Genomic DNA, 24,753 nt, shown 5'->3' with positions numbered 1-24,753 from the left:
AAGATGACCGGCGCACTCTCATCCATGACCGGCTTCGCCCGGGTCGAAGGCGTTCACGAGGGCTGGCGCTTCATCTGGGAGGTGCGCTCGGTCAACGGACGCGGGCTCGAATGGCGCACACGGCTTCCCGCCGGGTTCGACGCCCTCGACCCGGAAATGCGCAAGCTCGCGAAAGCGCGACTCGCGCGGGGGACGCTCAACATCACGCTGACCCTGAACCGCGACGGCGGAACGGCGGGCTATACGATCAACGAGGCGATGCTGGGGGACGTCATCGCCATGGTCGACAAGATCCGCCTGCAGACGGAATGCGCGCCGCCGCGCCCTGACGGATTGCTGGCGCTCCGCGGCGTCATCGAGCAGGCCGAAGAGGAAATGGGCGAGGAAGAGCGGGCGGCGCTGATGGCGGCGCTTCTCAAATCCTTCGCCGAAGCGCTGGACGGCCTCGCCGCCGCGCGCCGCACGGAGGGCGAAGCCATGGGCGCGGTCCTCGCCGGGCATTTCGATACGATTGAGAAATTGACGGCAGACGCCGCCGCCAACGCTGCCGCCATGCCGGCGGCCATCCGCGACCGGATCGCCGGGCAGTTGAAGGAACTCCTCGACGGCGCCGTCCCCGAAGACCGCCTCGCGCAGGAGGCTTCGCTGCTCGCCATCAAGGCGGATGTCCGGGAGGAACTCGACCGGCTATCGTCGCATATCGGCGCGGGCCGGGCGCTGCTGGAAAAAGACGGCGCCGTCGGCCGCGACCTCGATTTCCTGACCCAGGAGTTCAACCGCGAGGCCAACACGCTCTGCTCCAAGGCGCAGGACATGGAGCTTAAGCGCATCGGCCTTGACCTCAAGCGCGTGATCGATCAGGTCCGGGAACAGGTGCAGAATATTGAGTAGGGGCGAGCCATGATCGGCGGCGATCTCAAAGTGGCCCGCAGGGGCCTGATGTTCATCCTGTCGAGCCCGTCGGGGGCCGGCAAGACGACGCTCGCCGACCGCCTGCTCACCAAGGACGGCGAGATGGTGCTGTCGATCTCCGCGACAACGCGCCCGCGCCGCCCCGGCGAAGCGCACGGCAAGGATTATTTCTTCGTCTCCGAAGACGACTTCATGCGCATGAAGGAGAATGGCGAGTTCCTCGAATGGGCGAATGTCTTCGGCCATTATTACGGCACGCCAAGGAGCCTCGTCGAAGACACGCTGCGACAGGGCAAGGACGTTCTCTTCGACATCGACTGGCAGGGCGCGCAGCAGCTCGACGAAGTCGCCGGCGAAGACGTCGTAAAGGTCTTCATCCTGCCGCCGTCGCGCGCGGAGCTTGAGCGGCGCCTGCGCCAGCGCGCCCAGGACCCGGAAGACGTCGTGCAAAAACGTATGGCCAAAGCCGACGCCGAAATGTCCCACTGGGCCGAATACGACTACGTCATCGTCAATTACGCGCTTGATGAGTCCGAAGAACTCCTGCGCTCAATCTTGTTCGCCGAGCGCCTGAAACGCCGCCGCCAGATCGGCCTCTCTGCTATCGTGAAGGAGATGGTGAGAGGAGAGTGATTATATCTAATATTATTAAGTAAGCCTATTTTTTGATCCACTATGTAGTATGGATGCTGGAAAATATGTTGGCAGTTAAGATAATTAGAGTTAGCTGGGTATGGATTTGCGGTGTCGTCTCCGTTTTTAGCATTTATCCTGCATTAGCAGATATAACTGAGACTAGTCCGGCGACCAGCGTAAAGTCACGAGAATTAGAAGCAGCTTTGCACGAAGCTGAAGCGGTAATGAAGGTTGTCACCCTTTATTATTCGGTTCTGCAAATGTCTTCGGAAATCGACCCGATTCTCGCAAGAGCATCGATAAGCGTAACGGCAGCTCAGAACGCTGAGGACGAGGTTGGCAGTAAAATTTCTAGAGCGGAAAGTCTGCTAGACGAAGCAGCATTGCTGACAGCCGACCTTCCGCCGTTGACGGATGAGCTTAAGGGCAAGCATCGGGAATTGGCTATAGAAGTCCGAAATTTTCTTCCCGACGCTAGGGTATTGGCAGAAAATCAAGTTTCATTATGGCGAGGGCAGTATAACTCTTTGGTAGCTGGGAATGTCAGTGAATACCAAACGCTTGTGCACTCGGAAATAGCCTTACGGGAAAGTCTAATTGAGCTTGCAAACATCCTCGGCAAAGCCCGATTGAGTTCTATGGACATGCGTAGTCCTGGCTATCATGTGCAAGAATCTATCGTGTTAGGAAATGAGTTGATGGCCAAGTTTGTTGGGCTTGTGCACAACTATGAAACGAGCACTCATGACGAAGACTCTGCAGCAACTGCCCAGATCGGGCAGTTGGTGGCTCGATTGGAATCCAGCATAAAAATGGGTTTTAATAAAGTAGAAGACATACGCAATGCGGCTGAACAGGTCACTGAGGTGGAAAAAAGTCTCTTGCTTAACTATGCTTCTTGTTCAGAGCAATCGTTGGTACTTGAAAAATCCATCTTCGCTGTTCTTAAAAAATATGAGTTTTTTGCGCATGAGTTAGTGGCGGGAAGTTTTGGTCAAGCGGATCAAGAGGGCCTAGCTGTGGCAGAGGTCGAAATTCAGAATCTTTCGCTGCAACGCTCCCGCCTAAAATCACAGTGCGCTAATGCTGCGGTCGATGTCATAGAGTATGCGTCTGATTAGATCGTCGCAGATATTCAAGATATGCCACAGACGCGAATTGTCTTTCGGCGGTGAAACGACAAACGCGCCTTTCTTTCGAAAGGCGCGTTCAATTGAAGGTTGGGCCCCACGCTTTAAGCGTGGGGAGGCACCAGCAAGCAGCGCTTACTTGAACACCACTTTCTCGATCTCGTAAGACCGCGCGCCGCCGGGGGCGTGCACTTCGACGCTGTCGCCCACCGTTTTCCCGATCAGTGCGCGGGCGATGGGCGAGGAGACGGAGATCTTGCGTTCTTTGACGTCCGCTTCGAGATCGCCGACGATCTGCCAGACTTTTTCTTCTTCGGTGTCTTCGTCGATCAGCGTGACGATGGCGCCGAACTTGACGCTGTCGCCGTCGAGTTTGGAGACGTCGATGACCTCGGCGCGGCTGTATTTGTCTTCCAAATCGAGAATCTGGGATTCGATCCAGCCTTGGCGTTCTTTCGCGGCGTGATATTCGGCGTTTTCGGAGAGGTCGCCATGGGCGCGCGCTTCCGCAATCGCCTGGATCACCGCCGGGCGTTCTTCGTTCTTCAGTTTTTTCAGGTCGGCTTCAAGCTTTTGATAGCCGCCGAGGGTCATGGGAAACTTTTCCATGTCTCCGCCCTTTCTCTCCATATGCGCGGCGCGGCCCGGATTGGCCCCGCCTTGACGGTTAAGCGAAAAAAATAGCGCGGCCGGGCGGGTCTCGCCGGGCCGTCGCTCATTTTCGGACCGGCTATTTAAGCCTGAATGTCCTAAGATTCAAGGGGATTCCGGCCGAACTCGCCCCAACTTATTGAAATGTAATAGATATTCTACATCTTCGCGAAGTAGGCCTGCAGCGGCGCCACCTCGAGATCGCCGGCCCGCATCGCCTCGATGGCGCGGACCGCGGCCCGCGCGCCCGCAGCCGTGGTGATGCAGGGGATTTTCTGGGCGAGCGATGTGGTGCGGATCGAGCGCGAGTCCTTGATCGATTGCGCGCCCTCGGTGGTGTTGAAGACCATGTGCACCTCGCCATTCTTGAGGGCGTCGACGATATGCGGCCGGCCTTCGAGCACCTTGTTGACGCGCGAGACGTTGAGGCCCTGGGCTTTGAGATAATCCGCCGTGCCGCCCGTCGCGATGATGGAAAAGCCCATGTCGAGGAGCTTGCGCGCGGCGTTCACCATCTGCGCCTTGTCGGAATCCTTGAGCGACACGAACACGCAGCCCTTCATGGGAATGCGCGCGCCGGCGGCGATGAGGCTCTTCGCGCGCGCCTTGTCGAAATTGACGTCGATGCCCATGACTTCGCCGGTGGAGCGCATCTCTGGGCCCAGCACCGTATCGACGCCGGGGAAGCGCGAGAAGGGGAAGACCACTTCCTTCACCGCCACATGGGTGAACTCCGGCCATTTCAGATCGAGGTCCTTGATCTTCGCGCCAGCCATCACTTTCGCGGCGATGCGCGCCACGGGAAGACCGACAGCCTTCGCGACGAACGGCACGGTGCGCGAGGCGCGCGGGTTAACCTCGAGAAGATAGATGACGTCATCTTTGATGGCGTACTGCACGTTCATCAGGCCGACGACGCCGAGTTCGAGCGCCATGCGCTTCGTCTGGTCTTTCAATTCCCCGACCAGTTTTTCGGAAAGCGTGTAGGGCGGCAAGGAGCAGGCGCTGTCGCCGGAATGGATGCCCGCTTCCTCGATATGCTCCATGACGCCGGCGATGAAGACCTCTTCGCCGTCGCAGATCGCGTCCACATCGACCTCGACCGCGTTCTGCAAATAATGATCGAGGAGCAACGGTTCGTCTTCGTTGATTTCGATCTGCGCCGTCGCGAGATAATGGGCGAGCCCCGCCTTGTCGCGCACGATCTCCATGGCGCGGCCGCCAAGCACATAGGAAGGCCGCGTCACCAGAGGATAACCGACTTCTTCGGCGACAGCGGCGGCGACTTCGCGGCTCGGCGCCGTGGCGTTTTTCGGCTGCACGAAACCGAGTTTCTGCACCAGCTTCTGGAACCGCTCGCGATCTTCGGCGAGGTCGATGGCGTCATAGGGCGTGCCGAGAAGGGGAACGCCTTCGCTTTCAAGAACCCCGGCGAGTTTCAAGGGCGTCTGTCCGCCATATTGCACGATGACGCCGAGAAGGTCGCCCTTCTCCTGTTCCTTCGCGACGATTTCGAGAACGTCTTCGGCGGTCAGCGGCTCGAAATAAAGACGGTCCGACGTGTCGTAATCGGTCGAAACCGTTTCCGGATTGCAGTTCACCATGATCGACTCGACGCCGATATCGGCGAGCGCAAAGGCGGCGTGACAGCAGCAATAGTCGAACTCGATGCCCTGGCCGATGCGGTTCGGCCCGCCGCCGAGGATGATAACCTTCTTCCGGTCCGATGGATTGGATTCGCAGGCCGGCGCGCCCGCGAAAGACGGTTCGTAGGCGGAATACATGTAAGGCGTCTTCGCCGCGAATTCTGCGGCGCAGGTGTCGATGCGCTTGAAGACGGGATGGACATGTCGCGCGCGCCGGAAAGTGCGCACCTGTTTTTCCGTGGCGTCGCAGAGCTGGGCGAGGCGCTTGTCGGAAAAGCCCATGGCTTTGAGACGGCGGAGCGCTTCCGGGTCGTCGGGAAGGCCGTCGCGCTCAATCAATCTTTCGGCTTCGACGATGCCGGCGATCTGTTCCAGGAACCACGGGTCGTATTGGGTGATCGACCGGATCTGTTCGAGCGGCAGTTCGTGGCGGAAAGCCTGGGCCGTCACGCGCAAGCGGTCCGGCGTCGGCGCGGCGAGGGCCGCCCGGAAAGCGTTGGCGTCGTCGCCTTCGCCAAGGCCCGGAATATGGATTGGGTCGAGGCCGCAAAGTCCGGTTTCGAGGGAGCGCAGCGCCTTCTGCATGGATTCGGCGAAGGATCGGCCGATGGCCATGGCTTCGCCCACGGATTTCATTGCGGTCGACAGCGTCGGCTCGGCGCCGGGGAATTTCTCGAAGGCGAAGCGCGGGATTTTGGTGACGACGTAGTCAATCGTCGGCTCGAACGCCGCCGGCGTCGCGCCGGTGATGTCGTTGTCGAGTTCGTCGAGCGTGTAGCCGACGGCGAGTTTCGCCGCGACGCGCGCGATGGGAAAGCCTGTCGCTTTTGAGGCGAGGGCGGAGGAGCGCGAGACGCGCGGGTTCATCTCGATGACGACGAGGCGGCCATTGTCCGGATTCACCGCGAACTGGACGTTCGATCCGCCGGTTTCGACGCCGATCTCCCGCATCACCGCGATGGAGGCGTTGCGCATGATCTGGAATTCTTTGTCGGTGAGCGTTAGCGCCGGCGCCACGGTGATGGAGTCGCCGGTGTGAACGCCCATGGGGTCCACGTTTTCAATAGAGCAGACGATGATGCAGTTGTCCGCCTTGTCGCGCACAACCTCCATCTCGAATTCTTTCCAGCCGAGAAGACTTTCGTCAATCAGCACCTGTCCGACGGGCGAGGCTTCAATCCCTGTACGGACGTAATGTTCGAATTCTTCGCGGTTATAGGCGACGCCGCCGCCGGTGCCGCCAAGCGTGAAGGCCGGGCGGATGATCGCGGGCAATCCGATGTCGTCAATATGTTTCATCGCATTGGCGACGCCCGATGCGCGGTCGTAACCGATGGTCTTGCCGGCGTCGTTTTTGATCGCGGGCGAGGCGGCGATGGCCGAGCGCGGATTTTCGAGCCCGATCTTTTCCATGGCGACGCGGAATTTTTCGCGGTCTTCCGCTTTCTCGATGACGTCGGCGCGGGCCCCGATCATCTCCACATTGTATTTTTCGAGAACGCCCGCCTGTTCGAGATCGAGGGCGCAGTTCAGCGCCGTCTGGCCGCCCATGGTCGGCAGCAATGCGTCGGGGCGTTCCTTTGCAATGACTTTTTCGACGAATTCCGGCGTGATCGGTTCGACGTAAGTCGCATCCGCAAGCTCCGGGTCGGTCATAATCGTCGCCGGGTTCGAATTGACGAGGATGACCCGGTAGCCTTCCTCCTTCAGTGCTTTCACCGCCTGCACCCCGGAATAGTCGAACTCGCAGGCCTGACCAATGACAATAGGTCCGGCGCCAATGATGAGAATGGAGGAAATGTCGGTGCGTTTCGGCATGCTTTACTCGCGCGCAACCCCGCACCAGCGGGCGAGCCATGACAGCGGCCGCACGCGCGCGGGAATGAAAGAATCGATTGTCGGTTAAAGCGCTGTCTTAGGGGATGATGACGGCAAGGGGAAGGGCGGAAGACGAGGAATTTCGCGCTTGACATGATACCAAAAGGTTTCATATAAAGTGAAACCATAAGGTTTTACGTTGAGGCCGCCCCCATGCCTGCTTCTATGCGCACCGACCCCGCACAACCCGTCTTCCGGGCGCTTGCCGACCCGACGCGGCGGGCGATCGTCTCCATGCTCGCGAACGGCCCCCGCGCCATCGGCGATATCGCTGTGGAATTCGAGATGACGCGCCCCGCCGTCGCGAAACACCTCGCCATCCTGAAGGAAGGCGGGGTCATCGCCGTCGAAACCAAAGGGCGCGAGCGCATCAACCGCCTCAACCCGGACGCGCTCAAAACCGCCGCCGACTGGCTCAATCATTTCGACCGGTTCTGGGACGACCGTCTCGCGAAACTCAAGGAAGTTGTGGAGAAAACATCATGACCAAAATGAAAATCGTCAAAACCCTGTTTCTGAAGGCCCCGCCGGAGCATGTGTGGAAATTCCTCACCGAAGCGGACCAGCTTGCGCTTTGGTTCATGCGCGGCCGGGAAGATCTTGCGGAAGGCGGCGATTATGTCCTGGAAACGAATTCCTATGGAAAAGAAGGCGAAAAAGTGTGCTGGGGTCAGGTTCTGGAGATGAAAAAGCCTGAACGGCTTGTCCACACTTTCGCACATGACGCGTTCAAGGGCGTCGATTCGACCTGCACCTGGACGCTGGAGGCGGTGAAAGGCGGCACGGTGCTGACGCTCGTGCACGAAGGCTGGGAGCGTGTGGGCGACGACGCCTTCACCCTCGCCGCTGAACACGACAAGGGCTGGGACGAGTTTCTTGGCCGCCTTCGCCGGGTGGCGAACTAGGCGCAAACTAACGAAAGTTTTATCTCGCCTCTGGCCTTCCCCGGTGCGGCGCGTGGTATGTATGCGCCATCAATCGCCGGGGGAGGCTGGGAGGAAAAAATGAAGCTTGTCAAAGCCGCCGCCGCGCTATGTGCGCTCCTGTCGCCCGTCATGGCTGCGGAAACCGTCGATATCCGCGAATGGAAAGTGCCTTACGAAGACTCGCGTCCGCGCGATCCTTTCGCGGAAAGCGCGACCTCCGTCTGGTTCGTGGGCCAGCGCACCGGCTATCTCGCCAATCTCAACACCGAGACCGGCGACATCTACAAAATCGACCTGCCCGAAGGCGAAGGCCCGCATAATCTTATCGTCGGCGAGGACGGCATTGTCTGGTACGCCGGCAATCGAACGGGCGTCATCGGCCGCTTCGATCCGAAGACGAAAGAGATCGAAGAAATTGCGATGCCCGATGAAGCGGCGCGCGATCCGCATACGCTGATCTTCGACGAGGGCGAGAAGAACATCTGGTTCACGGTGCAGGGCGGCAATTTCATGGGCCGGCTCAACATCGAAAACCACAACGTCGATCTTATTCCGTCAAAGACCGAGCGCTCGCGTCCTTACGGGATCAAGATGGCGCCGGATGGATCGGTCTGGGTCGATCTTTTCGGCACGAACAAGCTCGCGCATGTCAACCCGGAAACGCTGGAGCTGACCGAAATCGATCTGCCGCGCGAAGAGGCGCGCCCGCGCCGTCTCGAAGTGACGAGCGATGGCCGCGTCTGGTATGGCGACTACGCCAAGGGCATGCTCGGCGTCTACAATCCGAAAACGAAAAAGTTTAAAGAATGGGCGATGCCGCAAGGCGAGAATGCACGCCCCTATGGCATGGCGTCCGATGCGAAAGGCCGCATCTGGCTGGTTGCCACCGGCGTCGAGCCCAATGTCTTTGTCGGTTTTGATCCGAAGACGGAGGAATTCTTCTCGCAGACGCAGGTGCCGTCAGGCGGCGGCGTCATCCGTCACATGCACTATCATGAGCCGTCAGGCGCCGTCTGGTTCGGCACGGATACGAACTATGTGGGCCGCGCCGTCGTCGAGCCGCCGGTGACGGACTAGACGGCCATGAAATCCTTTTTGAGCTTAGCCTGTGTGGCCGCCGTTTTGACGGAGGCGGCGCTCGCTTATCCCGAAGGGGCGCCCTGGGGCGCCGACGATCTCAACGGCGCGCAAAGCTGCGCCACCTGTCATTTCGACTTTGAGCCGGAGGAGGATTCCGCGCTTTTGTCGCTCGCCGGTCTGCCGGAAACGGTCGTTCCCGATGAGACCTATGAGCTGACGCTTGCTTTCGCGCCGGGCGGCGCAGAGATCGCCGGGTTTCTCTTAAGCGCCAGCGCCGGCGTTTTCCATCATGCGGAAAAGGGAACGGAAGCGAACGAACAGGATGTGCGTTCGACTGCGCCTTTGCCCGCGAGGGAAGGCGCGAGCTGGACAGTGACCTGGACGGCGCCGAAAGAAGCCGATGATGAAGAGGGCGAGATTGTCTTTTACTTCGCCGTCAACGGCGCCAATGGCGACATGTCGTCTTTCGGGGACAGGGTTTATTTCAAGACCTTTGCAACCAGGCTGGAAGATTGAAATTTGGCGCGATCTTTTCCTCCCCCGTTTACGGGGTCGATTGGGGCCCCAACCCCAATCGACGTGTCAGCGAAGCTGACGGAGGGGGGTAGCCCCCATCCCCGGCTTCGCCGGTACTTCCCCTGCAAGCGGGGGAAGAGGTTTTCACTGCCACCGCTTCGACAGCTTTTGATCCATCTCGTTCGCCGGTTTCGTCGCCGCGCCGCCATAGCCGGTGACGCTGTCTGCGACGAAGGGATTTGACTGGCGCTCGCGGTTGAAAGTCGAGACGGGGCCATGCCCCGGCACGAACTGAACGTCGCCCAAAGGCCAGAGTTTCTGCGTGATGGAATCGATCAATGTCTGATGATCGCCGCGCGGGAAATCCGTGCGCCCGATTGAACCCGCGAACAAAACATCGCCGACGAAAGCGATATTCGCGTCCTTGTTGTAAAGCACCACATGACCCGGCGTATGGCCGGGCGCCGTCACCACCTGAAACTTGACGCCTTCAAGATCGAGCTCGTCGCCGTCGTTGAGCCACTGGTCCGGCGTGCAGTTTTCGCCCATGCCGGGATGGCCGTATTTCGCCCAATGATCGGCGATCTCATCGAGCCAGAACGTATCTTCCTTATGCGGACCGATGATCGGCGCGCCGGTCGCGCGCTTCACCGCCATGGCGCCGCCCGCATGGTCGAGATGGCCGTGCGTAATCCAGATCTGTTCGATCTCGGCGTCGAAATCTTTCGCAGCCTGCAAAATCTTTTCCGGCTCGCCGCCGGGATCGACCACCGCCGCCTTGCCGCTGGCGGCGCGAATGATCGAACAGTTCTGCTGGAACGGCGTCACAGGCACGACGCGGACGGTGAAGGGCGGTTGAGGTTGGGACTGGCTCATGGTCCCTACCTAAGCGCTGAGGGCGGCAATTGCCAAGATTAAAGACTGATCGATTTCAGCGTCACCAGCGCCGTCGCGACCATCACGCGGTCGCCGCCGGTTTCCGCCCAGACGTCGGAGCGGACGACGCCGATCGAGGCGCCGCGGGAGAGGGCGGTCGCTTCCGCGACCAGCATGTCCCCTTGGGCGGGCTTCATGAAATTGATCTTCAGTTCGATGGTGAGGCACGCCTTGCCTTCCGGTAGAACGGAAGCGTAGCAGGCGCCGGCCGCGTGATCGGCGAGACCTGTGACGACGCCCGCATGAACATAGCCCATGAACTGGACCAGCTGTTCCTTGGGCTTCACCTCAAGGGCGACGAAGCCTTCCTTGAAATCGCGGACGTGAAAGCCGGACTCCTTGGTGAAGCCGCGGGCGGTGGTGAGCTTTTCGAATGTATCGGCGAGATCGCTGCGCATGGCGAAACGCTAGCCGCGGGTTCTGTCCCGCGCCAGCGTCTTGCGCAGTTGATGCTGCTTATCGCCCGCGGCCTTAATCGCGCGCGCGCTCGCGATATTCGCGGTCGGCGATGGAAACGACGATGCGCTCGCCGGCGGAAAGATAAGGCGGGATCATCACCCGGACGCCATTGTCGAGGATCGCCGGCTTGTAGGAGCTTGACGCGGTCTGGCCTTTCACCGTGGGTTCGGTCTCGGCGATTTCGCGGATGGCGGTCTCGGGCAGGGTGACGCCCAGCGGCCGGCCCTCATGGCTTTCGATTTCGACCGTCATGTTGGGTTCGAGAAACACCGCCTGTTCGCCGACGAGATCGCGGGTGATGTGGATCTGCTCATAGGATTCGGAATCCATGAACACCAGCATGTCGCCCTCGTCATAGAGATACTGGTAATTCTTCTGTTCGAGGCGGACGCGCTCAACCATTTCCGAAGCGGAAAAGCGGTCATTGTATTTGGTGCCCGAGACGACGTCCTGCATCTCCACCTGGTTGAAGGCGCGCAGGTTCCCCGGCGTCCGGTGTTCGGTTTTGACGACGACGACTAGCTTGTCCTTATAGCTGAGGACCATGCCCGGTCGGATGGCGTTGCCGGCGATTTTCATAAAAGACCCTTAAAGGCGCGAGACTGGCCGGGGTCTATAGCCGGACGGGACGGCTTTGGCGAGGGGGCAGCGGCAGGCGGGCATCAGGCCGGTTTGCCCCGGATGAGATAGCGGTAAACCCCTGTGAGATTGATAATGGTGAGGACGAGATTGGTCACGAGAAGGCCGTGATCGCTCTCCATGGACGCGAAAGCGACCCAGAGCAGGGACGAAACCGTGAAGATGATGAAGGCGATCCCCGTCGCCTTCTGGCTGATATGGGCGGCGATGGTGCTGGCGGCGACGATGGTGAGCACCGTCGCCGTCCATTGAATGAGAGCGTTCACGGTCAGCGTCCGTTAAGCCGCTTTCAGATCGTCTTCGTCGATCGGCATGATCGCCGCGAGCACCACTTTCTTGCGGGCGTCGAAGCGCTTGCCCATGAGGTCCGCGACTTCCGAAGGGATCAGCTTTTTGGCTTTCGGGAAGAAGTCTTCTTCTTCCTCTTCGATGTGGTGCTCCATCAGCTCGCAAAGCGCCTTGAACTTGACGCCCCATTCGTCGCTGGCGACGGGGAAGGTGTCGAGCTCCTCGAGAAGTCCGTTTGCGACGTGATGCTCGTTGAGCGCCTCATAGGAATCGTCGCTCATTTTCGTGTTGTCGCGCAGATAGGAATAGAAGACCGCTTCTTCGACCTTGTGATGCGCCCACATGTCGAGCTTGAACTCGCCGAACAGTTTATGGCGCGTTTTCTCGGCGCGGGCGGTCGTTTCTTTCAGCTTCTCCATGACCTCGCGGGCGTGGTCATGGTCTTGCTTGATGCGTTCGTAAATGTTCATCGGTGTCTCCCGGCTCATGTTCGGGCAGGAAACACCGGACCTAAGGCTTGGTTCCGGGCAACTCGTCAGGCCGCCTGTTTGAGGCTGTCGAGAAACCGCCGGAAAATATAGAAGCTGTCCTCCGGACCGGGCGAGGCTTCGGGGTGATACTGCACCGAGAACGCGGGTGCGTTTTTGAGCGCGATGCCGGTGTTGGTGCCGTCGAAAAGGGAAATATGCGTCTCCTCGACATTGTCGGGGAGGTTGTCACCGTCGACGGTGAAGCCGTGATTCATGGAGACGATTTCGACCTTGCCGGTTTTGAGATCCTTGACCGGGTGGTTCGCACCGTGATGGCCCTGGGGCATTTTCTTGGTCTTGGCGCCGGCGGCCAGCGCCAGCATTTGGTGGCCGAGGCAGATGCCGAGGATCGGCACTTGCGCGTCGATCAGCTTACGGATCACCGGCACGGAATATTCGCCGGTCGCGGCCGGATCGCCAGGACCGTTCGACAGAACGACGCCCGCCGGGTTCTTTTCCATGATGTCTTCGAATGTCGCCTTCGCCGGAACGACGCTGACGCGGCAGCCTTCACTCGCGAGACGGCGCAGGATGTTGCGTTTGACGCCGTAGTCGATGACGACGATGTGCGGGCCCGAACCGTCATGGGCGAGATAGCCCTTGTTCCACTCCCAACCTTTTTCCTCCGAGGCGTAACCCTGCGCCGGGGAGACGTCTTTGGCGAGGTCGCGGCCTTCAAGGCCGGCCCATTCCGCCGCGCGTTTTTTCAAGGCGCCGATGTCGAACCGGCCGGTGGAGGAATGGGCGATCACGCCATGGGGCATGCCGCTCTCGCGGATGAGCGCGGTCAGCGCGCGGGTGTCCACCCCGGCGATGCCGATGATGCCGCGCCGGCGCATCCAGGCGGAGAGGTCGAGCTGGGCGCGGTAGTTGGACGGACTCGTCGCCAGCGCGCGGAAGACCGCGCCGCGGGCGGCCGTCGCCGAGGCGGGGGAGGCGTTTTCGACGTCCTCGGAATTGACGCCCACATTCCCGATATGGGGGAAGGTGAAGGTGATGATCTGGCCCGCATAGGAGGGATCGGTCAGAATTTCCTGATAGCCGGTCATGGCCGTATTGAAACAGACTTCGCCCACCGCTTCACCTGCGGCGCCGATGCCTTCTCCGTAAATCACTGTTCCGTCGGCCAAAACCAGGGCGGCGGTGGGGCGGTTGGCGGGTGCTTGACTAATTTTCATGAATAACTATCTCTTCGCAGCCTTGTTGCATTGCAAGATGGCGCGGCGGCGCTGGCGACTAGCGGCCCTCTCCCGCGCGCAAATTGGCCGGAAGCTAGGCGAAGGGACCCGGTGGGTCAACAACGGATAAATCAGAAGTTATCCAGACGAATCAATACCTTATGGTGGGGCATGGAACGGCGGCGCGAATTTTGAATTCGTAAGCCTGCCGGCAATGGAGAATCAGATGCTCAGAGAGCAAATCGACACAGGTCTTAAAGCCGCGATGAAAGCCGGGGACGCGAAGCTTCGCGTGGCGACCCTGCGCCTCATCAACGCCGCGATCAAAGACCGGGATATCGCCGCCCGCGCGGAAGACCGCTGCGACGGCGCCACGGAAGAAGAAATCCTCGCCATCCTCACCAAGATGGTGAAGCAGCGAGAGGAAAGCGCCGCCGCTTTCGAAAAGGGCGGACGCCCGGAGCTTGCCGAACAGGAGCGCGCGGAGATCGAGGTCATCCGCGAATTCCTGCCGCGCCAGCTTTCCGAAGACGAGATCAAATCCGCCGTCGCGGAAGTCATCAAGGAATATGACGCCTCCGGTCTTAAAGACATGGGCAAGTGCATGGGCGCCCTGAAAGAGCGCTATAGCGGCGCCATGGATTTCGGCCGCGCCGGCAAGCTCATGAAAGAGCGCTTGATCTAGCTATCGCGCCATTATTCTGTGTGGGGCAGCCGGTCCCTATATCGCCGGCTGCCAGGCACGGTTAATCCCGTCGACAAGAGAATGTTCACGCCGCCATTGGCCCCAGGCGTGATCTGGCGGACATCGTCCCGGTTCACCAGGTAAGACCGGTGCGCGCGCACATGCGCGTCGCCGGCTTCCGCCAGCAGCGTTTGCAGCGATGAAATGGTCATCCTCGCCAGGAATGTCTTGGTTGCAGTTTGCACTTCCACATAATTGCCGGCGGCGCGCGCGCTGACGATGTCGGCGGCGTTGACAATGAAACTCGACCCGCCGGACTTCAGGGTGACTTTGTGATCCTTACGGGCGGAGGCCTTTGCGGCTTCAGTCTCCAGTTTCTGTTGGCCGAGCGCCCGGAACACCGAAAAGGCGAAGACCAACAGCACATAAGTGAAAATGTCTTTCTGGAATTCATAAAAGAAATTATCGGGCCGCAGCAGATTCATCTCATAAGGCCTCCCGAACAGTAGCGGGACGAGCGCGAGCCTGAGGACATACATGGCGCAGATATGAATGGCCGAGAACGCCGCGGCGCCGCCAAGATGCCAGAGCGCGGTGGCCGCTGAAGGGGGGAAAGCGGCGCCCGGTTCAACACGAAAGGAAATAGCGGCAAGAGGCATAAAATCGCCAGATGCGATGTCGCCTCGAGAAGAAAGATCTCGCTAGCCGAAATCGCAAGCTGCATGCGGTCGGCATCGTCGATGCGGGTGTAGGTCTGCACCGCGAGCGACGCTAGCGCCATCACGCCCGCAAGCAGATAGGCGTTCCTGTCCGCGCGCCTGTCAGCGGCGACCTCAGGGGAAGGGGCGTTTTGCATCGAGGACAAGGATACTGCGCCGGCGTTCGCACCCAAAGACTGCATTTCGTCATCCGGCTCATCTTTCATCCCGCCCGTTTGCATTTCGTCCCAATTGCGGTGACGGCGCGCCGCGCCGCGCCCTAAGCCTTCGTCGCCGGCGCATTCGCGACCAGGCGTTTTACGAGGGAGTTCCAAATGAGCTTAAGAAACCGCGCGGCCGCATTGGCTGTGCTGATCCTGCCGGTAGTTCTGTCGACGGCGGCGGCGGCGCCGGCGGCGATTGCGGGGGCGGAAAGCAAGACTTTTGACGGTTTATATCTTGCCGCGGATGTGGGCCGCCAGGACATGGTCGCTGGAGCGCTGATTGGGGGCGTGGATATGCTCGAACAGCGCCAGCGTATTGCGGGCTCTTTCAGCGCCGGTTACCGCAAACAGATCGGCGGCTGGGTCCTCGGTCTTGAGGGCGGGTACGGTCTGGTGGATGGTGGCCTTTCCATTGATGATCCCGCCCAGCAACTGTCGGTGGAGGCGCGCAACTCAAGCCAGATATTTTACGGCGCGCAAATCGGCGTTATCGCCAGCGAAAAACACGATCTCCTCTTCTTCACCTATGTGTCCCAGGTCGAGCGCAGTTACGAACTCGACATCGTGAGCATGGGATCGGCCTTCAGCCAGACCGACAAGCAGGGAATGCTGCGTTTCGGCGGCGGGCTCGAGAAGAAAATCTCTGGCCCCATTCACCTGCGCGTGTCTGTGGGAACGGCGCGCGGCAAGTTCTCCCAGCCGGTCGCCGAACCTTCCCGGCAGCTCGAATTTTCCGGCGGCGTTGTCTTCCAGTTCTAGCCGTCCACCGGGAGGCGGTCCCGGTACCGCCGGCTCCCCGGAATAACAGCGCCGTCGGTCATCTCGATTTTCACGTCGCCTTCGCCGGTGGGTTCTATGCGGGATATGTGATCGCGATTAACGATCCAGGACCGATGCACTCGAGCGGCGTTGGCCCCGGCGTCGCTGAGCTGGCGTTCGATGGCGCCCAGCGTCGCCCGCGCAAGATGCTGCGCGGTCGGAGTTTTCACCTCGACATAGTTCGAGGCGGACTTTGCCCAGATGACATCGGAGGCGGCGACGAAAACCGATCGCCCGCCGCATTTCAAGGTGAGGCGGTGAGACTTCTTCGCATCTTCCCGGGCGGCGGCGAGTTCGCGGCGCTGCTGCGTCAACTGTCGGCCGAAGATGATGAAAAACGCGATCAGACAATAGGTAAGAGTATCCTTGCGGAACTCGTAGATGAACTCGCGGGCAGGGCTATCAGTAAAAATATAGGGGTATCCGTAAACCGCCAAAAACGCGAGTTTCCTGATCGCGACCATCGCGGCGATATGAATGGCGGAGAAAACAACAATAGCCAAAGCATGAATGGCGGTTACATAGCGCCAGTCATGCTGGCCGGGCGTCGCCAGTGTGACAGCGCGTGCTATCCACCAATAAAGAGTGAGAATGACCAAGACGCTTGAGATTTCGTAGATCGCGACTTTGGCGGGATCGACGTCGAGCCTGAAGCGCGCAACCTCCGTCATGCTGGAGAGGATGTCGACGATCAGAAAGGCGATGAAGAAGCCGGCGACCCATATAAAGGTCAACCGGTCGGCGCGCGCATCTTCGCGGCGCGGGTCGGAGCTTTCGGTGACGCTGTTGGCTTTCATCATGACCGCATTCTTATGCCGCGTTCCGGCGCCGCTGCAATCTTCGCCGACGCGCACCGCCAAAAACCGTCCCGTGCCGCCGCCGTTTGTCCCTTAAAGCTTGTTTTTCCGGCCGTTTGTCACGCCGCGCCGCCATGCATGGCTTGCCGGTGGCGCTTCCGGCCGCCGCCCTGCAGGGATGGGAACGAAGCAGATCCGAAAGGACACGGCCCATGGCGATCGCAGATACATCCGGCGCATTCGAGGGTGTTCCCGCGCGGCGGGACGCGCGGCGTTACGACCTCGACTGGCTGCGCGTCATCGCCTTTGGCCTCCTGATTTTTTACCATGTGGGCATGTTCTATGTGACATGGGACTGGCATGTGAAAAGCGTCTATGCCGGGCCCGGCGCCGAACCCTTGATGTTGCTGGTCAATCCCTGGCGGTTGGCGCTCCTGTTTTTCATCTCCGGCGTTGCGGTGCGCTTCGCCACAGACAAGTCGCCCTCGTCCTGGGGTTTTGCGGGCTCGCGTCTTTACCGGCTGGGCTTGCCCATCCTGATGGGAGTGATCGTCGTCGTCGCGCCGCAGAGCTATTACGAACTTCGCCAGGCCGGAGCGATAGAGCCTGGCTATCTCGCCTTCTGGGGAAATTACCTGAAGCTCGAGCAGCTTTATCCAATGACTACGCCCACCTGGAACCATCTCTGGTATGTGGTCTACCTGCTCGTTTACATTCTTCTGATTGCGCCGGTCCTGCCGTTCTTGCGCCGGTTTGCGGAAGGCGCGGGGGCGAAGGCGCTCAGCGCCGTTGCGGGCGGTCCGGTCCGGCTGTTGCTGCTCATCATTATCCCGTTCGTGATCTACGAGCTGGCGCTGGTCCCGCATTTTCCGACGACCCACGATCTCGTCAATGACTGGGCGAACCACGCGCACCGCTTCACCATATTCATGCTCGGCTATTTCGCGGCCAAGCATGACGGCTTCTGGCGGTCTGTGGAGAGGGCGCTGCCGATCGCCGCATTCATCGCCGTCGGGCTCGGCGCATTGCGGCTTTATTTACGCGCCTGGCACAACGATTTTTATGTGGGTCTGTTTGAAGGTGTGAGCGCGCCGCTCGTGGCGGTGCTGATGATTCTTTACGCCTGGAGTTGCATCGTGCTTCTGCTCGGTCTTGCGCAGCGGTTTCTCAATCGCCCGTCAAAGACGCTGACATATCTCACCGGCGCAATCTTCTGTTATTACATCCTGCATCAGACGATCACGGTCACGGCAGGCTATTACCTGACGCAACTGCAGCTTGGGCCCTGGCCTGAGTTCATAGGGGTCACGGCGGCGACGGCCGGCGGCTGCGTTGCCGGCTATGAAATCCTCCGCCGCATCCCTGTGCTGCGCGTCTTTTTCGGGATCAGGGAAGCTTTGCGGGGGCGTGCCATGACCCGTCTTGCTCCGGTGCAGAGGTGACGCTGTCGCCATAAGGCGGCGTGCGGTCCTTGCAGGCGCGGTCGAGCGGTTCTTTAAGACAGTAATTGTCGCGCCAGCGCTCCCCGGACTCATCGAAGCTCAAGGTCGAGCAGCCGCTTGCGACAGCAGCGAATAAAACGCCGAGGAATAGGCGTCTATTTTTCGTCATCGGTTTCCTCCCTTGAGAATTCGAGAAGATCGCCCGGCTGGCAATCGAGCACGTCGCAAAGCTTGATGAGCGTGTCGAAACGCACGCCTTTGACCTTGTTGGTTTTAATCATGGAAAGCGCCTGCTCGGTGAGACCGATTTCCGCCGCAAGTTCTTTCAGCCGCATCTTTCTGCGGGCCAGCATGACGTCGAGATTGACGATGATCTTCATGACGCCTCGCAGCCTTTAAACAAACGCATCGTTTTCGTCTTTCGCGGCCTTTGCCTGAGCGAAGACCTGCGCCACGAACACGAGAAGGAGGCCCATGAAGATCGCCTTCAATTCGGGCGTGCCGATCTGGATGGACAGGGCGTTCTGCTTTGTGGGATCGCTGGCGGAGAGAAGGGCGATCAGCCCGGTGCGCTGGACGATGGCGAACGCCGCCATGAACAGGCTGACCCAGGCGAAACGGCGAAAGCCGTAGACCGACAAAAGAGATAAGGCCCGGCCGGCCGCGGCTTCAAGGAAAGTCTGGCGCAGGCCGAGAAGGCCATAAGCCTGTGTGAGCGCGCCGGTAAGAAACAGCGCAAAACCGGCGAGGCGTGCGCCAGCGCCAAGAGCCGCCGGATCGTAATAAGGAAGCGCCGGATCGTTGGAGGCGGGCGCAAGCTGGTCCCAGAACAGCCAGACGCCCATGGCCGCGAGCGGCAAAGCGATCGAGGCGGCGAGGGTGAGGCCGGCGAGCAGGCGCGGCATGAAACGGTTGGCATGATTCATAAGAATACCCACTTTTGAATTCAAAAATTAAAGTATCAGTTGAATTTATACAATTCAAGCCTTAATATGGAGCTGCGCCGCAAGGAGGATCCCATGAAACGCGCTGTTTTTGTTCTGGCCGCATTACTGCTCATCCAGCCTGTAAAGGCGGCGTCGCTTTCGGCGGCGGAGGCGCTCGAGATCAAACAGCGAGCAGGGGCCGGCGGGTTCGCCGCACGGGCCGAGTGGATGGCGCTGACATTTTATCTTCAGGGAGCGGTCGAAACCGCCATGGGATATAATGAAGTGTTGAAAGCCGCCGGGAAAAAGCCGCTCTTTTGCCCGCCGCCAAACAGCTCGGAATCCCTGGACGGCTTGCTGGCGGTGCTAGAGCGCGCGAAAGCCGAAGATCGGAGCAAAGAGGCGGCCGCTCTCATTCTTGAAGACTATGCGCGCAGATATCCCTGCTGAGGGGGAGCCGCAGGCTGTCCATTCTTGGGCGATAAGTTTTCCCAGGCGGAACAAAAGCCTTCCGTTTGTTGTCTTCGCCCGGCATGCCCGTCGCGTTTGGTTATAACAACGTTATCTCATTTTCTGAGAAAAGATCGCCATTGATCCGCAAGCGGATGGAATTGCGGCATATCAGGCTCTTTTACAAAACTATTCGCAAAACGTCTAAAGGCGGCGCTGCCTTAATCAACTATTCCACATTTTGGAACGCATTCCCCTATCGACAAAATCAACGGATTAGGTTGGTGTTGCCGGCAGGGGGAAGACAAGGCAGTGCGTGATGAGGATCGCCATTGGGGGGGCGGGCATCGCGGGGCTTGCTGCGGCGGCGTTTCTCGCTCGCGCAGGCCACCGCGTTTGCGTTTACGACAAGGCGCCCCAGGCGGCGCCGGTCGGGTCCGGCCTGATCGTGCAGCCGACGGGACAGGCTGTCCTCCATGCTCTTGCGGTCGGTCACGATCTGATCGCGCGCGGCGCACGGCTCGACCGGCTGGACGGCCGAACCGAAGACGGGCGCAGGATTCTCGATGTGCGCTATGACGCGCTCGGTTCCGATATCTTCGGCGTTGCGATCCACCGGGCAGCGCTGTTTGGCATTCTTTATAAAGCGGCGGCGAATGCCGGCGCGGAAATCCAACAGAGGCGCGCCGTCATCGGCGCCGATTTGGAAAACCGCCGCTTTGTTTTCGCCGATGGCGAAAAAAGCGAGCCCTGCGATCTTCTGATCGATGCGCTCGGGCTGCGAACGCCCTTTGTCGAGCGCAACAATTGCGGGCTGAGTTACGGCGCCTTGTGGGGCAATGCGCCTTTTCCGGTCTCGCAAGGGTTTTCAGCCAATGCGCTGTCACAGCGCTATCGCGATGCAAATGTCTCCGCAGGCCTCATGCCTATTGGAACCATGATGGAGGGCGAGCAAACGCAGGCGGCTTTTTTCTGGACGCTTGGCGCGAAACATTACGACGCCTGGCTGATGACGCCGCTGCATCGTTGGAAAGATAAGGTGCTCAAGCTCTGGCCCGAAGCGGCGCCGGCGCTCGACCATTTCATCGATCACGAACAGTTCGTCTTCGCGACATACGCGCATCACACGGCGGCGGCGCCGGTCGAGGGGCGCCTCGTTCATATCGGCGACAGCTGGCACGCGGCGAGCCCGCAATTGGGGCAGGGCGCCAACATGGCGCTTCTCGACGCGTGGGCGTTGTCAAAAGCGCTGGAGCGCCATGAAGATGTCGACGCCGCGCTCGCAGCTTTTGTCGAAACGCGGCGTAATCATGTGAAGCTTTATCAAGCGATCAGCTGGCTCTTCACGCCGGTCTATCAGTCGGATTCCAAAATCCTGCCGGCCCTGCGCGATAAGCTTGCCGAACCTTTGTCGCGCTTCTGGTTCATGCCGAAGCTGCTGGCGGCGATGGTGGCGGGAACCTTGGGGCGCCCGCTCAAGGAATTGCAGTAGCATGATTTGCCGTAGCAGGGATTTGCAATGGCTGGCGATATGTGCTGCGCAAGGCGACTGTAAAAGGGAGTTTGCTGATGCGCCGGATTTTTGTGCTTGGATGTTCATTGCTGGTTTTCGCCTGCGGCCGCGGGCCGGAGACGAGCCTTCCCTCAGCCGGCGAAATCGAAGCTAAAACCCTAGAGCTCATGGAAAAGGAGGACGTAAAGGGCCTTGCAGTTGCTGTTGTGGACAAGGAATCGGTTCGCGATGTCATGAGCTTCGGCTACCGCAATGTGGAGCGTCAGGAGCCGCTTGAGACCGACACGATCATGTATGGCGCGTCGCTGACCAAGGCCGCCTTCGCCTATATGGTGCTGCAGCTAGTGGACGAAGGTCTTTTGGATCTCGACCGGCCGATTGCGGACTATCTCGACAAGCCGATCCCGGATTATGAACGCTGGGCGTCGCTTGAGGGCGACGAGGACTGGCGGCTGGTGACGCTGCGCCAAGTTTTCACCCATACGACCGGGCTTCATAATATCCGCTATTTCGAACCCGACATGGATTTGAAGTTTCACTTCAAGCCGGGCGAAGCCTACGCCTATTCCGGCGAAGGCTTCTGGCTCGCTCAAACGCTGCTGGAGGAAGGCCTCGGGCTCGATGTGAAGGCGGAAATGCAGCGGCGCATCTTCGACCGTTTCGACATGCCGAACACGTCCATGCAGTGGCGCGAGGATTTTGCGGACAATCTCGCCGACGGCTACGCCATGGACGGATCGTTCGAACCCCATGACGAGCGCAGCAATGTCGCCGCCGCGGGCTCCATGGACACGACCATCGCCGATCAGGCGAACATGTGGCGCGGGATGCTGGCGGGCGAGGGGCTGTCGCCGGAGTCACGCGCCGAATGGGTGCGCGGGCAATTCCCGATCCGCACGGCGCAGAAATTCCCGACTATCGAAAATTTCGACACCCATGATGACCGGGGCGAACCGATCGCGCTTTCCTCCGGGCTCGGCGTTGAAAGCTGGATGGGGCCGAAGGGCGTCAATTTCGCCAAGGGCGGTCACAATGACTGGACCGGCAATATTGTCATCTGTCAGGAGGCCGAAGAACGCTGTCTCGTGCTTCTGTCAAACAGCGTCCGTGCGGAAATCATCTACCCGGAACTGATGAAGTTCGTCCTCGGCGAAACGAATTATCCGTGGTGGTGGACCTATCCGGATCTGCACGATCAGGAGAATTAGCCCGTCGTTGCGAGCGATTCGACTCTCCAAAAATCCGAGATGTTTCGGTCGGGCGGTGGACAAGCCTCTTCATAGCTGCATTCTCTGCGCCTGCGGTGAACGGGATCAGGGCATCGGGGGAGCGGGTAATGATTCGGCGTGCAACGAGTGCGGATGCGGACGCTATTGCGCAGATATGGGGCCAACGCGAAACGCTGGGACCCGATAAGAAAGAACATATAGCAGAAATAAGGGGGATGGTCGGGCGGATCGCCGAACCCTTTGGTTTTTGGGTCAGTGAAGGGGAAGGCCGAGTGCAGGGCTGGGTTTTGCTTTTCCCCTTCAGGGCTTCGCCTGCAGTGCGGTCTTCCATGGCGGAAGTTTCGATTTTCGTGGACGAGCGGCGCAGAGGCTTGGGTGTCGGAAGCGAATTGGTATCCCACGCCATTGAACGGGCGAAAGCAGCGAAGATCGAATACGTTCTCGCCTGGGTTGGAGCCTCCAATCAGCGCGTTCGACGGCTTATAACGTCTCTGGGAGCGAGCATCTCAGCAGAATTTCCGTCGAGGCCAATTAATCCCCGGCGCGATAAAGTTTTGCTCTATCGCTGGGCGCTGTGACAGGATGATATTCTACGCGTTCTCTTTCGCGCGCTTCTTCCGCAAATGCGGCTTCAGCGCAATCTTCCGCAGGCGGATCGATTTCGGCGTCACTTCGACGAGTTCGTCCTCGTCGATATAGGAAATCGCCTGTTCCAGCGTCAGACGGCGCGGCGGGGTGAGGCGCACGGCCTCGTCCTTGCCGGCGGCGCGGATATTGGTGAGCTGTTTGGCTTTCAAAGGGTTCACATCGAGGTCGTCGGGCTTGGCGTTCTCGCCGATAATCATGCCTTCATAGACCGCCTCGCCCGGCGTGATGAACATGATCCCGCGTTCTTCGAGGTTCCACAGCGCATAGGGCACCGCTGTCCCATCGCCGTTTGAAATGAGGACGCCGTTGCGGCGGCCCTCGATGGCGCCTTTGTGGGGCGCATGTTCGAGATAGGAGCGGTTCATGACGCCGGTGCCGCGCGTGTCGGTCAGGAATTCGCCGTGATAGCCGATCAGCGCGCGCGACGGCGCGTGCATGACGAGCCGCGTCTTGCCGGCGCCCGCCGATTTCATTTCGACGAGTTCGGCCTTTTTCTGGGACAGCTTTTCGATGACGACGCCGGAATAGTCTTCATCAACGTCAATCACGACTTCCTCGATGGGCTCGAGAAGCTGGCCGTTCTCGTCTGTGCGCGTGACGACGCGAGGGCGCGACACGGCGAGTTCGAAGCCTTCGCGGCGCATATTCTCGATCAAGACGCCAAGCTGCAACTCGCCGCGGCCCGCGACTTCAAAAGCATCTTTGGATTCGGTTTCGGTCACGGTGATGGCGACGTCGCCTTCGGCCTGGCGCATCAGGCGCTCGCGAATGACGCGCGACTGCACCTTGTCGCCTTCGCGGCCGGCGAGCGGCGAGTCGTTCGGCGCGATGGTGACGGAGAGCGTCGGCGGGTCGATGGGCTGCGCGGGCAGGGCGTCGGTGACGCTCATGTCGCAGATCGTGTCCGCGACAGAGGCTTTGGAAAAACCGGCGATGGCGATGATGTCGCCGGGAAAGGCTTCTTCCACCGGCTGGCGTTTGAGGCCGCGGAAGGCGAGCACCTTGGTGACGCGCGCCTGCTCCACGAGCTTGCCGCTTCGCGACAGCGCCTTCATGGTGACGCCCGGTTTCGCCGTGCCGGAAACGACCCGGCCCGTGAGGATGCGGCCGAGATAGGGATCGGCCTCGAGCGTCGTCGCCAGCATGCGGAACGGCGCCGACGGTCCTTCGGCGACTTCGGGCGCCGGCACATGTTCGACGACGGTTTCAAAAAGCGCATCGAGATTGTCGCGCGGGCCGTCGAGGGACTTGTCGGCCCAGCCGTCGCGGCCGGCGGCGTAAAGCACCGGGAAATCGAGCTGTTCGTTGGAGGCGCCGAGTGCGGCGAAGAGATCAAACGCAGCGTCAAGCGCCATGTCGGGATCGGCGCTCGGCCGGTCCACCTTGTTGAGAACGACGATGGGTTTCAGCCCGAGCGCCAGCGCCTTCGACAGGACGAACTTGGTTTGGGGCATCGGCCCCTCGGCGGCGTCGATCAGCAGGAGGCAGCCGTCGACCATGGAGAGAATGCGCTCCACCTCGCCGCCGAAATCGGCGTGACCCGGCGTGTCGACGATATTGATGCGAACGGGGCTGGCGCCTTTTTCCCAGACGACGCTGGTGCATTTGGCGAGAATGGTGATCCCGCGCTCGCGCTCGATGTCGTTCGAGTCCATGGCGCGCTCGGCCATTTCGGCGTTGTCGCGCACGGCGCCGGACTGGCGCAGCATTTCGTCGACGAGCGTCGTTTTGCCGTGGTCGACATGGGCGATGATGGCGATATTTCGGAGAGCCGGGGTCATGACTTATAGCGTCCTTTAGCATCCCGGTTGGCGTCACGCCGGAGAGCGGGGCTCATAGGGATATTGCATTGCGGTATTTGGCGGGCTCGTTGCGCGGTTTTTACGGCTTTGGCAAGGGGGCGGGTGGGGAAAAGCG

The 24,753-nt window shown here is 60.2% G+C and carries 28 protein-coding genes; 14 read left to right on the top strand and 14 right to left on the bottom strand.

The window, feature by feature from the left end:
* Positions 1–3: 3 nt before the first annotated feature.
* Genes ACQY5P_RS04755 through ACQY5P_RS04745 form a run of 3 tightly spaced genes read left to right on the top strand, consistent with a single transcriptional unit; the run spans position 4 to position 2,669 of the window.
* Positions 4–891, top strand: coding sequence for a YicC/YloC family endoribonuclease (locus tag ACQY5P_RS04755; protein WP_428409703.1), 888 nt, complete (start codon positions 4–6; stop codon positions 889–891).
* A gap of 9 nt (positions 892–900) precedes the next feature.
* The gene (gmk, locus tag ACQY5P_RS04750; protein ID WP_428409702.1) at positions 901–1,545 is read left to right on the top strand and encodes a guanylate kinase; all 645 of its coding nucleotides are present in this window, start codon (positions 901–903) and stop codon (positions 1,543–1,545) included.
* Between the two features lie 53 nt (positions 1,546–1,598).
* The gene (locus ACQY5P_RS04745) at positions 1,599–2,669 is read left to right on the top strand and encodes a hypothetical protein (RefSeq protein ID WP_428409701.1); all 1,071 of its coding nucleotides are present in this window, start codon (positions 1,599–1,601) and stop codon (positions 2,667–2,669) included.
* Positions 2,670–2,813: 144 nt separating this feature from the next.
* Here ACQY5P_RS04745 and greA read toward each other — a convergent pair whose 3' ends face one another.
* Positions 2,814–3,287: a transcription elongation factor GreA gene (greA, locus tag ACQY5P_RS04740; RefSeq protein ID WP_428409700.1), complete on the bottom strand. Its 474-nt coding sequence runs from the start codon at positions 3,285–3,287 to the stop codon at positions 2,814–2,816.
* A gap of 200 nt (positions 3,288–3,487) precedes the next feature.
* A complete protein-coding gene (gene carB / locus ACQY5P_RS04735; RefSeq protein ID WP_428409699.1) occupies positions 3,488–6,793 on the bottom strand; it encodes a carbamoyl-phosphate synthase large subunit in 3,306 nt (1,101 codons plus the stop codon).
* 213 nt (positions 6,794–7,006) lie between these two features.
* On the opposite strand from carB, the gene ACQY5P_RS04730 reads away from it, so the two are divergent.
* From ACQY5P_RS04730 to ACQY5P_RS04715, 4 genes are all read left to right on the top strand, one after another.
* A complete protein-coding gene (locus tag ACQY5P_RS04730) occupies positions 7,007–7,339 on the top strand; it encodes an ArsR/SmtB family transcription factor (protein WP_428409698.1) in 333 nt (110 codons plus the stop codon).
* Positions 7,336–7,758 carry an SRPBCC family protein gene (locus ACQY5P_RS04725; protein WP_428409697.1) on the top strand — a complete coding sequence of 141 codons (423 nt, stop codon included), beginning with the start codon at positions 7,336–7,338 and terminating at the stop codon, positions 7,756–7,758. The genes ACQY5P_RS04730 and ACQY5P_RS04725 overlap by 4 nt, the downstream gene beginning before the upstream one ends.
* A gap of 99 nt (positions 7,759–7,857) precedes the next feature.
* Positions 7,858–8,856 carry a virginiamycin B lyase family protein gene (locus ACQY5P_RS04720; RefSeq protein WP_428409696.1) on the top strand — a complete coding sequence of 333 codons (999 nt, stop codon included), beginning with the start codon at positions 7,858–7,860 and terminating at the stop codon, positions 8,854–8,856.
* Between the two features lie 18 nt (positions 8,857–8,874).
* Positions 8,875–9,375 carry a choice-of-anchor V domain-containing protein gene (locus ACQY5P_RS04715; protein WP_428409695.1) on the top strand — a complete coding sequence of 167 codons (501 nt, stop codon included), beginning with the start codon at positions 8,875–8,877 and terminating at the stop codon, positions 9,373–9,375.
* A gap of 144 nt (positions 9,376–9,519) precedes the next feature.
* On the opposite strand, the gene ACQY5P_RS04710 is transcribed toward ACQY5P_RS04715, so the two are convergent.
* The 6 genes from ACQY5P_RS04710 to carA form a co-directional block, all read right to left on the bottom strand.
* On the bottom strand, positions 9,520–10,251 hold the full coding sequence (locus tag ACQY5P_RS04710) for an MBL fold metallo-hydrolase (RefSeq protein WP_428409694.1): 732 nt from the start codon (positions 10,249–10,251) through the stop codon (positions 9,520–9,522).
* 38 nt (positions 10,252–10,289) lie between these two features.
* The gene (locus tag ACQY5P_RS04705; RefSeq protein ID WP_428409693.1) at positions 10,290–10,709 is read right to left on the bottom strand and encodes a PaaI family thioesterase; all 420 of its coding nucleotides are present in this window, start codon (positions 10,707–10,709) and stop codon (positions 10,290–10,292) included.
* A 73-nt stretch (positions 10,710–10,782) separates the two neighbouring features.
* Positions 10,783–11,349, bottom strand: a complete 567-nt coding sequence (gene efp, locus ACQY5P_RS04700) for an elongation factor P (RefSeq protein WP_428409692.1) — start codon at positions 11,347–11,349, stop codon at positions 10,783–10,785.
* Positions 11,350–11,432: 83 nt separating this feature from the next.
* A complete protein-coding gene (locus ACQY5P_RS04695; protein ID WP_428409691.1) occupies positions 11,433–11,675 on the bottom strand; it encodes a hypothetical protein in 243 nt (80 codons plus the stop codon).
* Between the two features lie 12 nt (positions 11,676–11,687).
* Positions 11,688–12,167, bottom strand: coding sequence for a hemerythrin domain-containing protein (locus ACQY5P_RS04690; RefSeq protein WP_428409690.1), 480 nt, complete (start codon positions 12,165–12,167; stop codon positions 11,688–11,690).
* 65 nt (positions 12,168–12,232) lie between these two features.
* A complete protein-coding gene (carA, locus tag ACQY5P_RS04685) occupies positions 12,233–13,405 on the bottom strand; it encodes a glutamine-hydrolyzing carbamoyl-phosphate synthase small subunit (RefSeq protein WP_428409689.1) in 1,173 nt (390 codons plus the stop codon).
* Between the two features lie 226 nt (positions 13,406–13,631).
* On the opposite strand from carA, the gene ACQY5P_RS04680 reads away from it, so the two are divergent.
* Complete coding sequence (locus tag ACQY5P_RS04680; RefSeq protein WP_428409688.1) at positions 13,632–14,090, top strand: GatB/YqeY domain-containing protein; 459 nt, start codon at positions 13,632–13,634, stop codon at positions 14,088–14,090.
* A gap of 11 nt (positions 14,091–14,101) precedes the next feature.
* Here the strand turns inward: ACQY5P_RS04680 and ACQY5P_RS04675 are convergent, their stop codons facing one another.
* Positions 14,102–14,575 (bottom strand): LytR/AlgR family response regulator transcription factor, encoded by a 474-nt coding sequence (locus ACQY5P_RS04675; protein WP_428409687.1) that lies wholly within the window; start codon positions 14,573–14,575, stop codon positions 14,102–14,104.
* Between the two features lie 548 nt (positions 14,576–15,123).
* Between ACQY5P_RS04675 and ACQY5P_RS04670 the strand changes: the two genes are divergently transcribed.
* Positions 15,124–15,771 (top strand): hypothetical protein, encoded by a 648-nt coding sequence (locus tag ACQY5P_RS04670; RefSeq protein ID WP_428409686.1) that lies wholly within the window; start codon positions 15,124–15,126, stop codon positions 15,769–15,771.
* Here the strand turns inward: ACQY5P_RS04670 and ACQY5P_RS04665 are convergent.
* Positions 15,768–16,631 (bottom strand): LytR/AlgR family response regulator transcription factor, encoded by an 864-nt coding sequence (locus tag ACQY5P_RS04665; RefSeq protein WP_428409685.1) that lies wholly within the window; start codon positions 16,629–16,631, stop codon positions 15,768–15,770. The two genes, ACQY5P_RS04670 and ACQY5P_RS04665, sit on opposite strands and share 4 nt — an antisense overlap.
* Before the next feature lie 209 nt (positions 16,632–16,840).
* Here ACQY5P_RS04665 and ACQY5P_RS04660 point away from each other — a divergent pair, with 209 nt between their 5' ends.
* Entirely contained in the window at positions 16,841–18,070 is a 1,230-nt protein-coding gene (locus ACQY5P_RS04660; protein ID WP_428409684.1) for an acyltransferase family protein, read from the top strand.
* Here the strand turns inward: ACQY5P_RS04660 and ACQY5P_RS04655 are convergent.
* From ACQY5P_RS04655 to ACQY5P_RS04645, 3 genes are read right to left on the bottom strand one after another with little or no spacing between them, the layout of a single operon-like run.
* The gene (locus ACQY5P_RS04655) at positions 18,015–18,239 is read right to left on the bottom strand and encodes a hypothetical protein (RefSeq protein WP_428409683.1); all 225 of its coding nucleotides are present in this window, start codon (positions 18,237–18,239) and stop codon (positions 18,015–18,017) included. The two genes, ACQY5P_RS04660 and ACQY5P_RS04655, sit on opposite strands and share 56 nt — an antisense overlap.
* Positions 18,226–18,450: a helix-turn-helix domain-containing protein gene (locus ACQY5P_RS04650; protein WP_428409682.1), complete on the bottom strand. Its 225-nt coding sequence runs from the start codon at positions 18,448–18,450 to the stop codon at positions 18,226–18,228. The genes ACQY5P_RS04655 and ACQY5P_RS04650 overlap by 14 nt, the downstream gene beginning before the upstream one ends.
* A gap of 15 nt (positions 18,451–18,465) precedes the next feature.
* Positions 18,466–18,996, bottom strand: coding sequence for a hypothetical protein (locus ACQY5P_RS04645; RefSeq protein WP_428409681.1), 531 nt, complete (start codon positions 18,994–18,996; stop codon positions 18,466–18,468).
* 93 nt (positions 18,997–19,089) lie between these two features.
* On the opposite strand from ACQY5P_RS04645, the gene ACQY5P_RS04640 reads away from it, so the two are divergent.
* The 4 genes from ACQY5P_RS04640 to ACQY5P_RS04625 all read left to right on the top strand — a co-directional run bounded on the left by ACQY5P_RS04640 (position 19,090) and on the right by ACQY5P_RS04625 (position 22,766).
* On the top strand, positions 19,090–19,446 hold the full coding sequence (locus tag ACQY5P_RS04640) for a hypothetical protein (protein WP_428409680.1): 357 nt from the start codon (positions 19,090–19,092) through the stop codon (positions 19,444–19,446).
* A gap of 319 nt (positions 19,447–19,765) precedes the next feature.
* The gene (locus ACQY5P_RS04635) at positions 19,766–20,938 is read left to right on the top strand and encodes an FAD-dependent oxidoreductase (RefSeq protein ID WP_428409679.1); all 1,173 of its coding nucleotides are present in this window, start codon (positions 19,766–19,768) and stop codon (positions 20,936–20,938) included.
* Positions 20,939–21,015: 77 nt separating this feature from the next.
* Entirely contained in the window at positions 21,016–22,167 is a 1,152-nt protein-coding gene (locus ACQY5P_RS04630; RefSeq protein ID WP_428409678.1) for a serine hydrolase domain-containing protein, read from the top strand.
* 128 nt (positions 22,168–22,295) lie between these two features.
* Entirely contained in the window at positions 22,296–22,766 is a 471-nt protein-coding gene (locus ACQY5P_RS04625; RefSeq protein WP_428409677.1) for an N-acetyltransferase family protein, read from the top strand.
* A 12-nt stretch (positions 22,767–22,778) separates the two neighbouring features.
* Here ACQY5P_RS04625 and typA read toward each other — a convergent pair whose 3' ends face one another.
* A complete protein-coding gene (gene typA, locus ACQY5P_RS04620; RefSeq protein ID WP_428409676.1) occupies positions 22,779–24,617 on the bottom strand; it encodes a translational GTPase TypA in 1,839 nt (612 codons plus the stop codon).
* Positions 24,618–24,753: the final 136 nt, after the last annotated feature.

The organism is Hyphococcus sp. (assembly GCF_965267305.1).
Taxonomy (GTDB): Bacteria; Pseudomonadota; Alphaproteobacteria; order Caulobacterales; family Parvularculaceae; genus Hyphococcus.
Note: the sequence above shows the minus strand (reverse complement) of the source record. Positions and strands in the feature narration are given on the sequence as shown.